Below are 14,494 nucleotides of genomic sequence, written 5' to 3'. Positions count from 1 at the left end.
TACATACAATTTAGAGCGGTCTTAAAAAACACGTTTTGCTGTAATATAATGCTCTTTGTAATAATCAACCATTAGTACTCTTGTAGTGATACCACTAGAACTTGGAATGATAATACGGTGATCACCTGCATAGATAGCTACTAGTGAAGGGGTTTTAGAGCCTACAACACTATTAAAGAACACTAAATCTCCCTTTTTTAAATTGGCACGTGAAACCGTTGTGCCAGCATTCATCAAATCCTTTAAATTGGTTGTACCAAGTTTAACTCCACTCTTGCGATAGACAAAGTCTACATATCCTGGCGCTGTAAAGCGAAGACTTGCTTCGTTATTTGTAGAGCTGATCGTTACTTTATTTTTATAATTAAAGGCGTTTTCAACAATTTTATCGCCTTTCGTAGCAGGATTAGCTGAAAGTAGTGTAGGTAATACTCTACGAGCAGTAACATAATTATCTGTATAATATGGTTTACTGTTTAAATCTGAAATAACGATATTTTGCTTAGAATCAGCCATGTGAATCATTTTATTGTTGCCAATATACATGCCCACATGATCAGGATCTGTTCCTGTTTTTTTACTCTTAAAGAAAAGTAAATCGCCTTTTTGTAATTGATTCTTTGCCACGTAAGTCCCTTGTTGCATCATATAATCTTCATTGTAAGTTCCAATATCTATACCATTTTTCTCGAAAATGTACATGATAAAAGATGCACAAGAAAACTTATATGGATACGTAGCCTTGTATGTTGTATTACTGTATGTCGCTTTACCAATTAAGCTTTCACCAGTTTGAATTAGTTGATCTGCTTTCGCAGCAACAGCCTGAGAGTTATTAGTTGTTGCAGCCTCTACTTCTACTGGGTGAACAGTTGGTTGCACTATTCCCAATGTACTAAAACCTATCGATAATGCTAATGTTGTTGTTAAAAATTTTTTATTCATGATGTTAAGTTCCTCCTGAAGCTATTTGTTAAGTTTAATCCTGTTTTGGCTTTTCTCTGGAATTAATCGTAGCATGAAAAAGTAAGGCTTCTTTGAGGTAATTGTTACCACGGTGGATGGGAATTCACTGTAAACACCTGATACAAAAGGCTTCATCGCCTTAATTTACAGTTATATTACAAATGTTTCAGTTGGGTGAAGTAATTGCTAGAATCGAAAGGTCATAGGGTAGTAAAAGCCATGACAGAGGGGGAAACGACGATACACTCAGCATGAAATACTTAGCGATATTCAGGTTTTCATTTTTTGCTTTTTAGACGGCGGATGCCGATAAAATTCAAAAGTTGGGGGATAAAACGTCAAAAGTTAATCGATAAAATAAAACAATTGGCCAATAAAACGAAAAAGTGATCCGATAAAATTCAAAAGTTAGATGACATTTGTTAAAACGACTGTCATGTGATAGTCACCATCATATTTTTGAAAACATGCCAGTTGAATAGAAATTAACTTCTATTCAACTGTTGCTTTAAATTTCCTGAATCATCTCTACTCTATTACCGAATGGATCTCTAAATTCAAAGCGTTCAAAATGAGGAATAGCAACTGAGTCGAAAATTTCTATATGATGTTCGATTAATGTCTTTTTCCACTCACCTATATTTTCAACTTGATAGGCGATATGAGCCTTAGTCGTCAATCTATCAAAGCCCTCTTCTGTCCCTACATGTACCTCTTTATTGCCGACTTGTAACCAAAATCCACCTCGCCCTTTAAGCGAATCAGGCTTTTCAAGTTCTTTTAGTCCTAATACTTGACAGTAAAAATGTTTCCCTTTTTCTTCTTCACCTTTTGGAATTGTAATTTGAACGTGATGTAAGTCTATCACCATTTGTTCTCCTCCTTTAATGCTAATCAATACTTACTTCTAGGATAATAATGGAAAACCCTTTAATTTCTTTCAGCGGGTGTCTAAACACTCGCTGAAATAGAGGAACTCAGTCTAAGAACGTCACGTCCTGTGGCATTACCGAAATGACCGACATCGTGTCGGCCCTCGTGTTGTTGCTGACGCTACGCTTTCGCACAGAAAACATCTGAAGGCCTAAGCACAAAGCCGATTCCGGACGCAATTATGCCTAGGTTTTGGCAATGGGGGATACACATTGGATAAAAGATAGAAAGACTTAATAACACTAGACGCTATGGTATAATAATAAAAACGGAATAATAAGATAGAGGTACAAAGTTGAATAGTTTCTCTTTAAAGACAAAAAAAGTAGGTGAACAAAGTGGGGAAATATCAATTGGATACCAAAGGTAAGGTAGCTGTGCAAAAGTATCATGAAAAACAAAAGCCTGCCAAATTTGATAAAAAGCAGCAACTTGAAAAAATACGTGTGGAGTATTTGAAAAAGAAGCAAAAACAAACAGATAAATAATATGAATGAAAACATAGGAAGACTAAAATCTTCCTATGTTCTTCTTATTCGAAGTTCTTTTTTCCATTGATGATAGAGTTATTTGAATTAATAATTGAAAGAGAAAAAGGAGAACAGCTAAAGATATATTGGTTTTCCTTAAGTTAATTGATAAGGCTCATTTAGAAAAGCATTTGATTAATAAGGTAGATATATCTTCAAAATTGTCTGAAATAGACCTATGGCAAAAAGCTTTTTTAGAATTAGTGACGGTATAACAATGAACATAAACCACTATGGTATAATAATAAAAACGGAATAATAAGATAGAGGTACAAATCATATTTTGATTTGTTTAAAAGGGAAGATCGGTGCAAATCCGACGCTGTCCCGCAACTGTAAATGGGAGCACGTTTCAAAAGACCACTGTTACGACTTGTAATGGGAAGGTGAAAGGTGTGATGAACATAAGCCAGGAGACCTGCCTTTATCTAGTACAACCAAAAAACCTACGAGGATAGGGGGTGTTGAGTGTGACTAGAGAACTTCTCCTGCATGCTCATAGTACGATGATTGCTACAAAGGTAGCTTCTATTAGTAATAGAAAGCTTTTTTCGCCATGGCAATCACCGTATTATGTCGTGTATTTGTCATAGTAGACATCTTTCTGTAAAGGGAAAGATGTTTTTTTATGCTAAAAATGAAGGAGTGTTACACATGAATCCACAAGTAATCGAGTATTATGAAAGCCTGTTAAAATTTGAAATCATGGAAAACCAGTATACAAGTACTTCTCTAACATTAGGAGAGCTAGTTGAACAGTATGTAGGGCAGGATGCTGTTCATAAAAATGATATTTTAACAGCATATAAAAATGTAATGAAAGAACTAATGGGATAAAGTGAAACTTTAATCAGTGGGGACGAACTACCCCACTGATTAATAGTCTTCACCAATCGGGCTTATACGGGCAGTTAAACCCAATGTAACTACATGACTATAGCTTAAATATAAAGTAAGGAGAGGTACTGCCCGTTAAAGCGGGATAAAGTGAAACTTTAATCAGTGGGGACGAACTACCCCACTGATTAATAGCCTTCACCAATCGGGCTTATACGGGCAGTTAAACCCGATGTAACTACATGACTATAGCTTAAATATAAAGTAAGGAGAGGTACTGCCCGTTAAAGCGGGATAAAGTGAAACTTTAATCAGTGGGGACGAACTACCCCACTGATTAATAGCCTTCACCAATCGGGCTTATACGGGCAGTTAAACCCTATGTAACTATATGGCTACTGCTTGTTAAGTGGAATAAAATAAAAGGCTACTAAATGTTCACCATTTTACGGGGCATTAAGTAGCCTTTTTTACTTTAATTCGTTCATAGCGAGATTCTCTAATAACGTGCTAAATGATTGACATACTAAAAATACAAGAGTATGATTTCGTTGAACAGTTGTTTTGAACACTTGTTCAAAAAAGAGGTGATTCCAATTAATAAAAAATTAGATGAACAAAACGAGAAAAATAAAGAAGTAAAGGAACAAATTTTAAAAGCCGCAAAATCTCTGTTTTCTTCAAGAGGGTATGATGGAACAACTGTAAGGCAAATTTGTGATGAGGCGAATGTTTCTCTTGCCTTAGTTTCATATCATTTTGGTGGTAAAGAAAATGTTTTTAATGCTTTATTTGAACCTCTTCGCCACACCTTTATGAATGCAAACTACGACTTGAACGATTCATTAGATTCTCTTAAAAGTTTTTGCAGAAATTTTGTCCTTTATCGTACTAACGAACATGAATTGATTGATATTTTGCAGCAAGAGATTGTCATGAATAGTCCCAGATTAGAAATGCTAAAGGATGTTTTTTTACCATCTTGGGAGCAACTCCGTGCTATTTTAGTAGCCTGTAAAGAGCAAAAGACAATTGATTTTGAATCGATTGATATAGCAGTAAATTTTGTTATGGGAACGTTAATGTTCTCCTTTAATAATCCATTTTTAAATCGTTCATCGTACGATAAAACTCCTGAATATATAGCAGATCTTGCAGTAAGCTTCGTATTAGATGGGCTTCATACAAAAAAATAAAAAAGAAGGTTTTAACAATGAAAGCAGCAAAATTATATGGAATAAACGATATCAGAGTTGAAGAAGCAGCACTTCCAGCATTAGAAAATGGCATGGTTAAAGTTAAAGTTGAATTTGCAGGTATTTGTGGTAGTGATATGCATGAATACGTAGGTGGGGCTTATCCATTCCGTACACAACCAGTGCTAGGGCATGAGTTTGCTGGTGTGGTTGTTGAAGTTGCGGACGGTGTGACACATACTAAAGTAGGTGACCGTGTTGCTATTGAACCACCAATTCCATGTGGAAAATGTGATAACTGTAAACGTGGCTTCTCAAACCTTTGTAAAAAAGGAAAGTCATATGGATATTCAATTTCTGGAGGTTTTGCAGAATATGCAGTTGTCAGTGAAGAAAATGTATATCAAATACCAGATAATATGAGCTTAGAGCTAGGAGCACTAGTCGAACCAACTGCGGTTGCCGTACATGCTGTGCGTCAAAGTCAGTTAAAACTTGGTGATACAGCAGCTATTTTCGGTGCTGGTCCAATCGGATTATTAGTTTTACAAGCAGTAAAAGCAGCAGGCGCTAGTGAAATTTTCGTTGTAGAAGTTTCAGATGAAAGACGTCAAAAAGCCCTTGAGCTTGGTGCAACTTATGTCATTAATCCAATCGATACAGATGCAGCTACCTTTATCCGTGAAAAAACAAACGGTGGTGTCGAAGTAGCTTATGACGCAGCTGGTGTTCAAGCTACATTTACAAGTGGGGTGAATTCTGTCCATCCAGGTGGCGAGTTCAAAATCGTTAGTGTTTGGGAAAGACCTGTTGAATTCAATCCTAATACAGTTGTTTCACCAGAAGTAAAGATTAGTGGTTCATTTGCTTATTTAAATATATTCCCTGAAGTTATCCGTTTACTTGCACGAGGCGTTATTGATGGGAATGCCGTTATTACGAGTCAAATAAGCTTAGATGATATTGTGGATAAAGGCTTTGAAGTATTAGCAAAAGATCGTAGCCAATGCAAAATTCTTGTGAATATGAATTTGTAATTTTATAGAAGAAGTAGAGTAGTCAAACCTGAAATGATTGCGTTTGGCTACTCTTTATTTCTTATAAACTTATTATATTAATAGGAATACATATAATTGTCATAAAAAAACCTTTAGGACTTCATTCTTATTTCACTTTTTATCTATATAATAATTTTGCGCTTATTATTATAGATTGGAGAATACAACATGAAAAACACATTTTATCAGAGCTTTTGGCGAACGCACTTTTATGCTGCATTATTTATTACGCCACTGCTTATTTCACTTACATTAAGTGGTATAGGCTATTTATTTTATACTGATGTTGAAAATAAGTTATATGATAAATACTTTTTTGGTGAAAGTGGAAAAACCGAGGTACAATCTATTGATGATGCTGTTAAACTTGCAGAAGAATCATATGCTGGCTACAAAACAAATAAAATTATTGAGTTAGAAGAGCCATACAATACACGTTTATCGATGAAAAATGCAGATGGCAAAGAAAAATATGTGTTTTTAGATGATCATAACCAAATTATTGGTGGTCAAGATGCTGGCTATACATTTGGGAATATTATTAGAAATATCCATAGTTCCTTATTTATTGGGGGAACGTTTGTCAATTATTTAGTTGAATTAGCTGCGTGCTGGGCAATCTTTTTAATGCTTTCAGGCATTTACATGACGTTCAAAGGAAAATTACTAAAGAAAACAAAGCAGACAAACAAACGTCAAAAGAGTAGAAAGTTCCATGCCCTTGTTGGTACAATTATTACGATTCCAATGCTAGTTATTATTTTCACAGGCTTACCATGGTCTGCGTTTATGGGGAAATATATTTACCAAGCTTCACAAGATTATCCTTCTTTCGGGACGCCATTATTGCAACAGCAGCCACCTACATCTGATGTAAGTGAGATTCCTTGGGCTACTCGTCAAGAAACTCCTCCAGCGTCAGACTCGGCTCATGCAGCCCATCACGGGGGAGGAAATACAGGCTTTGTTGCTAACCCTAACCAACTCAGTGTGGAAAAGCTACAACAAGAAATTGATGCAATGAATATCTCAAAACCATACGCTATTATTTATCCTACTAGCGAAGACGGTGTCTATACAGTTGCAAAATCTAGTAACACAGGTGTCACAGGTCTTGATGTTAGCCCGGATGATGAAACGACAATGTATTTTGATCAATATAGCGGGAAATTCATAGACAAGGTTGGCTATGAGGACTATGGCATTCTTGCAAAATGGTTCACATGGGGTATTCCTTTACATGAAGGTCATTTGTTTGGTTGGGCAAATAAATTAATCAATTTACTAGTATGTCTAGCATTTTTAGTAGTTATTGCTTGGGGATTCAGAACATGGCTACTGCGAAAGAAACAAGGTATACTATCTGCACCACCTAAAATCTCTCAAAAGGTATCTATTCCTTTTATCATTTTCATGATCATTTTAGGAATATTGATGCCACTATTTGGACTTTCTTTAATTGCTGTCGTCCTTGTAGAATTAATTATAAATTTGGTGTCTAAAAATAAATTAGCAAAAAAAGATGTAAATTAAAATTGTAGCGATACTGCCTACTCCTTTAAATGAGAGGATAGCAGTGTCGCTTTTTTACTTAAAGTTCCTTTAAATAGAGTTTTTTATTTTTTTAAGGTCATTTTATAAAGTTTTAAGATTTGTATGGTAAAGTTTTTTTAGTTTAACTTACGGGAGGAAGAGCATGTCCATTAAAACAAGGTTTTTGCTATCTTATGTAGCTGTAATCATAATAGCTATCACACTATTAATAGCTGCAGGGTTTTTATTTTCATTTGCGATTACAGGTGATGTAAAGGCCATTGAGCATTTTTACAAAAAATCCTATGTGCAAAAACCTTTAACAACAGTTGAGGAGAGCGCATTTCTGGATTTAAAGGTACTTGCCAAAAATAGTCCCCAGCAGTTATTGGATATTGAACAGCTTCAGAAAATTGGCGATTCTTCAATTGGAATTGTAGTAAGAAAAGATCATCAGCTTATTTATACTTCGCATTCTAATCATGAACAGATGTTACTGAATAGTCTTCCAGGCTTTGAAGCAACGAATATTAATACACGCGACACGATTATGATGGAGAATTCATTTTATACGTATGTAAAGTTCGATTTTTATTTTCCTGATGACACAGAGGGAAGTATTTTTGTTTTAAAACAAGTTAGCTCCCATGCGGAAGTAATTAGAGAGCTGCTTCCAATACTTTTAGGTATATTATTTTTATTTTTTATGATGATTATTGGATTATTAAATTATTTAGTATCTAGAAGTATTATCAAACCGATATCAACTCTAAAAGAGGGAGCTAAACGTATTAAATCTGGAGATTTAAACTTTGCCATTAATGTCCATTCGAATGATGAAATTGGTCAATTAAATCGCTCCTTCGAGGAAATGAGAATCAAGTTAAAGGATTCCGTACAATTGCAGTTACAATATGAAGAAAACCGCAAAGAACTACTGTCAAATATTTCACATGATTTAAAAACACCTATTACATCTATTATTGGCTATGTAGAGGGGATAAAAGATGGTGTGGCGAATACAGAAGAAAAAATGGATAAATATTTAACTACCATCTATACAAAAGCGAAGGATCTGGATTTATTAATTGATGAACTTTTTTTATTTTCAAAGCTGGATTTGAAGAAACTACCATTTAATGTTGAAACAATAGACCTTCATCAATATATAAGGGATTACGTAGAAGAAGCAAGCTTCGACTTAGTATCTAGAGAGATCCATGTACAATATACTTCGTTTAATAAACCACTTTATGTTATGGCTGATCGCGATAAATTACGTCGCGTATTGGCGAATTTATTGAGCAATAGTGAAAAATATATGGATAAGCAAGAAAAGCAAATAACTATTTCACTGTTAGAAAAATCAGATGAAGTGGTCATTCAAGTAATGGATAATGGAATAGGTATTGATCCGAATGCATTACCTTTAATTTTTGATCGTTTTTATCGGGCTGAGCCATCAAGAAATTCGCAAACGGGTGGTAGTGGTTTAGGATTGGCCATTGCTAAACAAATTGTCCTTGAAATGGATGGAGACATTTGGGTAACTAGTGAATTAAGTAAGGGAACAAGCATTTTCTTTTCATTGAAAAAGGCTGAGGAAAAGGTGAGAAACAGTGAAAAAAATATTACTAATTGAAGATGAAGTGAGCATTGCTGAGCTCCAAAGAGATTATTTAGAGATTAATAGTTTTTCAGTTGTTATGGAACATAATGGTGAGGCTGGACTCAAAGAGGCTCTTCAGGGACAATATGATTTAATTATTTTAGATATTATGCTTCCTGGAATGAATGGGTTTGAGATTTGCAAACAGATTCGTGCAGTTCACAATATTCCAATACTGTTTGTCTCAGCAAAAAAAGAGGACATAGACAAAATACGAGGACTTGGACTAGGTGCGGATGACTATATTACGAAGCCATTTAGTCCAAGTGAGCTTGTTGCAAGAGTGAAGGCACATTTATCGAGATATGAACGTTTAGCAAGTAATCAACAAACGAATAATATCATTTCTATTCATGGGATTAGCATTGATACTTCTGCAAGAAAGGTTTTTGTCAATGGGGAAGATATTGCCTTTACGACAAAGGAATTTGATCTGCTTGTCTTTTTTTTCAGACATCCCAATCAAGTGCTAAGCAAGGAGCAACTCTATGAAAGAAATTGGGGCTATGAGTCAGCAGCAGATGTTTCGACAGTGACTGTTCATATTAGAAAACTGCGTGAAAAAATTGAACGGGACCCTGCACAGCCCAAGTTTTTGGAAACCGTTTGGGGAGCTGGGTACCGCTTAAATGTCTAACGAAAATATCTCGTTGTTAAGTGAAGGGTTATTTTTTCTTGAAAATTTTTAGACTTTTTTAAGAAATAATTAATGGATAATTTAGCATTAACACTTAAACTATGGGAAGTATTAAAAAATGTCGTTAGAAGAGGTGTTTAATGATGACAAACATGAAGGTGGTTATGTTGGCGTTATTATTTATCCTTCAAGGATGTGCCTCAAATGAAACGGGGGCTTTGTATAATAGCAAAGGGGGGAGTGAAATTTTGAAAAAGGAATCAACTAGTGAATTGTTTAAAGCAGTAGAAAAAGGTGATATCAACCAACTCCAAAGTATTTTGAATAAAAAAGTCGATATCAATGCAAAGGACTCCAACGATCGAACAGCATTGATGATTGCGACATATAAGAATAATGTCGAGGCGGCAAAACTATTAATAGACGCAGGAGCTGATGTGAACATTCAGGATAAAATGCTGAACACACCTTTCCTTTATGCAGGTGCAGAAGGATACCTTGATATTTTAAAGATGACTATTCAAGCTGGTGCAGACCCTAAGATTACGAATAGATATGGGGGAACGGCATTAATCCCTGCTGCAGAGCAAGGGCATATTGAGGTTATAAAAGAATTATTGACCAATACACAAATTGACGTTAATCATGTCAATCATTTAGGATGGACTGCGCTCATGGAGGCGATCATTTTAAATGACGGTAATCCAACACAGCAAAAAACGATTCAATTGTTAATCGAACATGGTGCAGATGTTAATATAGCAGATGATAATAATGTGACCCCGTCACAACATGCTAAAAAACGAGGATTCAAGGAGATTGAAAAGATTCTCAACGCAGCAGGGGCGGTATAAAAACTAAACTGTAGATGAACTTAATGCTGAGTTGATCTACAGTTTTTTTATGGTTTCTTTTGTATTATTAAATTAATTTTTTTATTTTTTAATAGTTTTTTAATAGTTTATTTATTGGCAGTTTAGAGATGGATCTTATGATAAATCTTGTAAACAAATTGCACAAGTAAAGGAGAGATTTAAAGATGAAATTAAGAAAACGTATTGTCCCAGCAGCATTAGCACTTTCGGTATTATCAGCTGGTCTTGTAACATTTAACGAGCCTTTAAGTGTAGAAGCGGCAGGGAATCAATCAGTAGCAAGCGCCAAAAATGAACAAGTAGCAAAGATTACAAACATTAAGTCATTAAACACAATGACGCTGCAAATTACGTTTAACAAGCCGTTAGCAGCAGAGGATGTAGATCTGAATAATTTAGAAGCGATTAAAAAACATTTCATATTTAATGGTGACTTAGAGATTGTCAATGTTCCACGATTAATGACTGGTTCAAAGAGTAAATATATTGTACCTGTAACATTCCAGAAAGATGACTATATGTATACGTTGAGCTATAAAGATCAGCGCAAAAAAATGTTTGAGGGAACTGATGAGAAAGTATTTGTTCGTAATGTAGCGCAAGTGACAAACGATACATTTATACTGGAGTCTTTCCAAGAGGATGGCGTTGTTGATTATGCAAATATTATTGAAGCGTATCGTGCAGGTCGTGGAAATCTAGCTTTTAGCTTAGATCGTCATAATCGAGATGCTAATGGTACACGCTTCGATATTATATCTTCCTTGCGTGATCGCTATGTTACTGTGAAATCAAGCGAAGGGGAAGAGTTTGTAGCAAATTATGTACCATTTACACAAGCTGCAGATGGCAAACAAGCTCCTCAGTTTAGACTACCTGAAGGGAAAAAGCTGAAGCCTGGTGTCACATATCGTATTAACGCTGAATGGGCTGAAATTGATGAAAAAAGCTTTTTAGCAAAAGAAATGATTCCATTTACGCTTCAGTCTGCCAAAGCTGTTGATAATAAATCATTTGAATTACAGCTAACAAATGATCCTCAATCTGATTTGTTTGCAGGTAGAAGTGTAGAATTACGAGGAAATGATGGAAGTTCACTTCAAGCGCAATATCGATACTCATCACGTAAAGGTGCAGTAGGCATTTTTGATATTGCGAACGGTGGTATATTCAAAGCAAATGTAAATTATACAGTTGTCCCATTAAACAACTGGGCTACAGCGACAAATGTAGTCTTAAAAGCGAAATAAAGAATCTTTTAGTAGATACCAAATTTTATATCTTAGGATTCTAACATGTAAAAAATCTCGTCACGACTGGTGACGAGATTCTTTTCTATAGCCACCCTTTATCACTGGCGACTTGAGCAGCTTGTTGTCTAGACTCGACTCGAAGTTTTTGAATAGAGGTGGATAAATAGTTTCGAATAGTACCTTTCGTTAAAAATAGTTTTTTACTAATCTCATTTGTTGTGAGTCCTTCTTTTACAAGCTGCAGAACAGCAATTTCACGTTCATTTAATGGATTCTGTTCTTTCATAAACAACGTAGCTGCTAAATCTCTGCTGACGACATTTTCACCATGCATGACTTTTCTTATTGTTTCAATTAAAAAGTCTATAGGTTCATCTTTTAATAAATAACCATGTACCCCACAATCCATCGCTTTTTGTAAATAGCCAGGGCGTGCGAAGGTAGTGACAATCATCACCTTGCATGGTAAATTGGCCTGTTTAATTTTTTCAGCAAGGTCAAGCCCAGAAAGATTCGGCATTTCGATGTCCAAAACACATACATCTGGTAGCTCATGTTGAATAAATTCCCACGCTTTTTGACCATCTGAAACTTCTGCGATCACTTTTATATCAGGCTCAAACGACAACAAGGAAGTCAAGGCACCACGTAACATTTGTTGATCTTCTGCTAGTAATACTCGTATCATGTAGTTTGCTCCAATCTGTAGTGTTGGATAGGCAGTGTTAATGTCACAATTGTTCCATATGTCGGTAAATTCTCAATGGAAGCAGTTCCTAGAAGAGCATTCATTCTTTCTTTCATCGATGAAAGTCCATTCCCATGCCCTTGGATATGTAAGCCGACACCATCGTCAATAATATTTATTTTTAAAATTCCATTTATAGTATTGATATCGATTTGGCATTTTTTTGCTTGACTATGTTTAATAATATTTGTAGTTGCTTCCCGCAGACATAAGGACAGCATCGTTTCTTCCACACTCGCTAGGAGAAGCTTTGGACAGTTATTATTGATATTTATTGAAATATCCGCTGTTTGTAAATGCTGTTTACAATGAATAAGCTCACTTTCTAACGAAATAAAATTCATATCGGATACTAATTCTCTTACTTGCTTTAGCGCAGTTCGTGTTGTTGCTAAAATATCATTTAACTCATCTTTCACACGCATCGTATCTTTATCGATTAATTTTGTAGTTAATTCGGTTTTAATTTTAATCATTGTCAATGTATGACCGATCGTATCGTGAAGGTCCCTTGCAATACGTTGTCTTTCTTCTTGTTGAACGAGCTGCGTATTTACCTCTGTTAATTCTGATTGTAATTTTTTAGACTTTTCTACGTAGTAAATTAGCATTGGAAATAGAAGCTGAATAATCATGACGGATATTAATACTTGGAATTCTAATTTGAAAGACGCTCCTGACTCAAACCAAATAACGATCAAAAACATAAGGGCAATGGCAAACATTCCTACAGCGATATGCCATTTCTTTTTAGCTCGCCCAATTAAATCAGCAAAAATAAATCCAGAAAATAACATGGCGGATCCTTCATAAATACCTAGTATGATAATAAGAGTAAAGCCTACTAAGGAAGCAATAAGTAAACGCCAATCTTGATTCCATAAAGCAATATAGAAAGCTAGTAAAAATAACATAAGGATTATTATTTTAGCCAATAATGGTAATGGAGAATTCGATCCTAATACTACGGTGAATAAAAAAATTAACGAAACTACGTCAATAATTAAATAATGTTTTGCCTGATCTCTTGGATAAATCTTTATATTTCACACCAGCCCTTGTCGATTATTTCTGCGTGACACTTTGAATGGCATGTTTTCTTATCCATTCCATAGGTCCAACATGAAAATGCTTGATACAAATATGTGCAATGAAAAGTTGGAGGAGGGAAAGGGTTAACCAAATACCAATAACTTCAATGCTATTCAATTTCCCACCTAAACCTAAGCCCCAGCCGTAGAAAATAATAGATGCCATAGTATTTTGAAGTACATAGCAACTTAAAGACATTTTCCCAATCTCACCAAATCTCTTCCATAACCAATCAAACTTCTTATATTCTACCATTTTACCTAATATTCCAATATAACCAATAGATAGAATTGGTGCGAATAAATAACGAGCAGGTAAATCAATTACTCCTCCAGGAATAAAGATTAGAAGATTTAATGGTACTCCAATAAAAATACCGATTTTAAATAGCTTTTGACGTGCCTGACGTCCTTTGTCATTTTGCGAAAATACACCATTTCTCATCAGCTTAACACCAAGTAAAAATAAAAAGATATTCATCGGGATAATAAAAATAGCTTCCGTTCTATAATACAGAAAATTTGTTAAACGATATTGTATTTGTTCAAACCAAGTACCATTTTCATAAAGACTAACAGGATCGACGCCAGCAAGTGAAGTGTTGGCACCAAGCAATGCACTGACAAAAATTAGCGAAATCATTACTGCGTGGATACTACCAAAAACGTATAAAGCGCGTTTAATCGCTTTATCACCAAATTTAACAATAAAAGCAACAATGATGGCTGTCACAGCATAGCTCATTAAAATATCGTATTCCATGACAAAGGTGAAGTGGATAAGCCCCTCCATAAATAAAAAGACTATTGTCCAAATATACATTCCTGGCCAAGCATTTCCTTTTCGTAAAGCTTGCTGATATTTTAATTCCAGACCAACACCAAACATGATTGTTAATAAACCAAGAAGTTTACCGTTTACGAAAAATAGGACTACCATTCTTAAAAAATCGTTCAATGACCACCAACCTGAATAATTGCTCGTCGTGATATACGAAATATCACCAAGATAAGCAAATATCCAAATATTTGTGCCAAGTGTCCCTAATACAGCAAAGCCTCGTAATATATCGATTAAGGGTAATCTTTGTTGAATTTTCATTATGAAATCACTCTTTCTTTGTTTTCTCACATTAATGATAAAAAAACGACAGGAAAAAACATATTC

15 protein-coding genes and 1 riboswitch are annotated in these 14,494 nt (G+C 35.0%); of the genes, 10 read left to right on the top strand and 5 right to left on the bottom strand.

Translation table 11 applies throughout. The features are described 5' to 3' along the window. Positions 1 to 21 precede the first annotated feature (21 nt). Together ABNX05_RS04520 and ABNX05_RS04515 are read right to left on the bottom strand one after the other, a co-directional pair. Positions 22 to 945: a C40 family peptidase gene (locus ABNX05_RS04520; RefSeq protein ID WP_349658627.1), complete on the bottom strand. Its 924-nt coding sequence runs from the start codon at positions 943 to 945 to the stop codon at positions 22 to 24. A 529-nt stretch (positions 946 to 1,474) separates the two neighbouring features. Next, a complete protein-coding gene (locus ABNX05_RS04515; protein ID WP_349658626.1) occupies positions 1,475 to 1,837 on the bottom strand; it encodes a VOC family protein in 363 nt (120 codons plus the stop codon). A gap of 400 nt (positions 1,838 to 2,237) precedes the next feature. On the opposite strand from ABNX05_RS04515, the gene ABNX05_RS04510 reads away from it, so the two are divergent. From ABNX05_RS04510 to ABNX05_RS04465, 10 genes are all read left to right on the top strand, one after another. Beyond that, the gene (locus ABNX05_RS04510; RefSeq protein ID WP_349658625.1) at positions 2,238 to 2,387 is read left to right on the top strand and encodes a hypothetical protein; all 150 of its coding nucleotides are present in this window, start codon (positions 2,238 to 2,240) and stop codon (positions 2,385 to 2,387) included. A gap of 292 nt (positions 2,388 to 2,679) precedes the next feature. Continuing rightward, positions 2,680 to 2,869, top strand: a riboswitch (cobalamin riboswitch). Positions 2,870 to 2,899: 30 nt separating this feature from the next. Then, the gene (locus tag ABNX05_RS04505) at positions 2,900 to 3,022 is read left to right on the top strand and encodes a hypothetical protein (RefSeq protein ID WP_349658624.1); all 123 of its coding nucleotides are present in this window, start codon (positions 2,900 to 2,902) and stop codon (positions 3,020 to 3,022) included. Between the two features lie 61 nt (positions 3,023 to 3,083). Beyond that, positions 3,084 to 3,266, top strand: coding sequence for a hypothetical protein (locus tag ABNX05_RS04500; RefSeq protein ID WP_349658623.1), 183 nt, complete (start codon positions 3,084 to 3,086; stop codon positions 3,264 to 3,266). A gap of 587 nt (positions 3,267 to 3,853) precedes the next feature. Continuing rightward, complete coding sequence (locus tag ABNX05_RS04495; RefSeq protein ID WP_349658622.1) at positions 3,854 to 4,462, top strand: TetR/AcrR family transcriptional regulator; 609 nt, start codon at positions 3,854 to 3,856, stop codon at positions 4,460 to 4,462. Between the two features lie 17 nt (positions 4,463 to 4,479). Beyond that, positions 4,480 to 5,499: a 2,3-butanediol dehydrogenase gene (locus ABNX05_RS04490; protein WP_349658621.1), complete on the top strand. Its 1,020-nt coding sequence runs from the start codon at positions 4,480 to 4,482 to the stop codon at positions 5,497 to 5,499. 189 nt (positions 5,500 to 5,688) lie between these two features. After that, entirely contained in the window at positions 5,689 to 7,053 is a 1,365-nt protein-coding gene (locus tag ABNX05_RS04485) for a PepSY-associated TM helix domain-containing protein (protein ID WP_349658620.1), read from the top strand. Positions 7,054 to 7,216: 163 nt separating this feature from the next. Further along, positions 7,217 to 8,695, top strand: a complete 1,479-nt coding sequence (locus tag ABNX05_RS04480; protein ID WP_349658619.1) for a sensor histidine kinase — start codon at positions 7,217 to 7,219, stop codon at positions 8,693 to 8,695. Then, a complete protein-coding gene (locus tag ABNX05_RS04475) occupies positions 8,673 to 9,359 on the top strand; it encodes a response regulator transcription factor (RefSeq protein WP_349658618.1) in 687 nt (228 codons plus the stop codon). The genes ABNX05_RS04480 and ABNX05_RS04475 overlap by 23 nt, the downstream gene beginning before the upstream one ends. Before the next feature lie 143 nt (positions 9,360 to 9,502). Continuing rightward, complete coding sequence (locus ABNX05_RS04470) at positions 9,503 to 10,213, top strand: ankyrin repeat domain-containing protein (RefSeq protein WP_349658855.1); 711 nt, start codon at positions 9,503 to 9,505, stop codon at positions 10,211 to 10,213. 185 nt (positions 10,214 to 10,398) lie between these two features. Beyond that, positions 10,399 to 11,484, top strand: a complete 1,086-nt coding sequence (locus tag ABNX05_RS04465; RefSeq protein ID WP_349658617.1) for a hypothetical protein — start codon at positions 10,399 to 10,401, stop codon at positions 11,482 to 11,484. 85 nt (positions 11,485 to 11,569) lie between these two features. Here ABNX05_RS04465 and ABNX05_RS04460 read toward each other — a convergent pair whose 3' ends face one another. From ABNX05_RS04460 to ABNX05_RS04450, 3 genes are all read right to left on the bottom strand, one after another. Beyond that, positions 11,570 to 12,175, bottom strand: coding sequence for a response regulator transcription factor (locus tag ABNX05_RS04460; protein WP_349658616.1), 606 nt, complete (start codon positions 12,173 to 12,175; stop codon positions 11,570 to 11,572). Then, a complete protein-coding gene (locus tag ABNX05_RS04455) occupies positions 12,172 to 13,149 on the bottom strand; it encodes a sensor histidine kinase (protein ID WP_349658615.1) in 978 nt (325 codons plus the stop codon). Before ABNX05_RS04455 ends, ABNX05_RS04460 begins: the two co-directional genes overlap by 4 nt. Positions 13,150 to 13,300: 151 nt before the next feature. After that, a complete protein-coding gene (locus ABNX05_RS04450; RefSeq protein ID WP_349658614.1) occupies positions 13,301 to 14,428 on the bottom strand; it encodes a DUF418 domain-containing protein in 1,128 nt (375 codons plus the stop codon). Positions 14,429 to 14,494: the final 66 nt, after the last annotated feature.

Source organism: Lysinibacillus zambalensis, from assembly GCF_040183165.1.
Lineage (GTDB): Bacteria > Bacillota > Bacilli > Bacillales_A > Planococcaceae > Lysinibacillus > Lysinibacillus zambalensis.
The sequence above is the reverse complement of the archived record's forward strand: the minus strand, read 5'-3'. Positions and strand labels throughout refer to the sequence as shown.

Excerpts from the sequence above, each read along its gene's own strand:
- ABNX05_RS04520 (WP_349658627.1), bottom strand. The coding sequence starts at position 945 with ATGAATAAAAAATTTTTAACAACAACATTAGCATTATCGATAGGTTTT.
- ABNX05_RS04515 (WP_349658626.1), bottom strand. The coding sequence starts at position 1,837 with ATGGTGATAGACTTACATCACGTTCAAATTACAATTCCAAAAGGTGAA.
- ABNX05_RS04500 (WP_349658623.1), top strand. The coding sequence starts at position 3,084 with ATGAATCCACAAGTAATCGAGTATTATGAAAGCCTGTTAAAATTTGAA.
- ABNX05_RS04490 (WP_349658621.1), top strand. The coding sequence starts at position 4,480 with ATGAAAGCAGCAAAATTATATGGAATAAACGATATCAGAGTTGAAGAA.
- ABNX05_RS04485 (WP_349658620.1), top strand. The coding sequence starts at position 5,689 with ATGAAAAACACATTTTATCAGAGCTTTTGGCGAACGCACTTTTATGCT.
- ABNX05_RS04480 (WP_349658619.1), top strand. The coding sequence starts at position 7,217 with ATGTCCATTAAAACAAGGTTTTTGCTATCTTATGTAGCTGTAATCATA.
- ABNX05_RS04470 (WP_349658855.1), top strand. The coding sequence starts at position 9,503 with ATGACAAACATGAAGGTGGTTATGTTGGCGTTATTATTTATCCTTCAA.
- ABNX05_RS04465 (WP_349658617.1), top strand. The coding sequence starts at position 10,399 with ATGAAATTAAGAAAACGTATTGTCCCAGCAGCATTAGCACTTTCGGTA.
- ABNX05_RS04460 (WP_349658616.1), bottom strand. The coding sequence starts at position 12,175 with ATGATACGAGTATTACTAGCAGAAGATCAACAAATGTTACGTGGTGCC.
- ABNX05_RS04455 (WP_349658615.1), bottom strand. The coding sequence starts at position 13,149 with ATGTTATTTTTACTAGCTTTCTATATTGCTTTATGGAATCAAGATTGG.
- ABNX05_RS04450 (WP_349658614.1), bottom strand. The coding sequence starts at position 14,428 with ATGAAAATTCAACAAAGATTACCCTTAATCGATATATTACGAGGCTTT.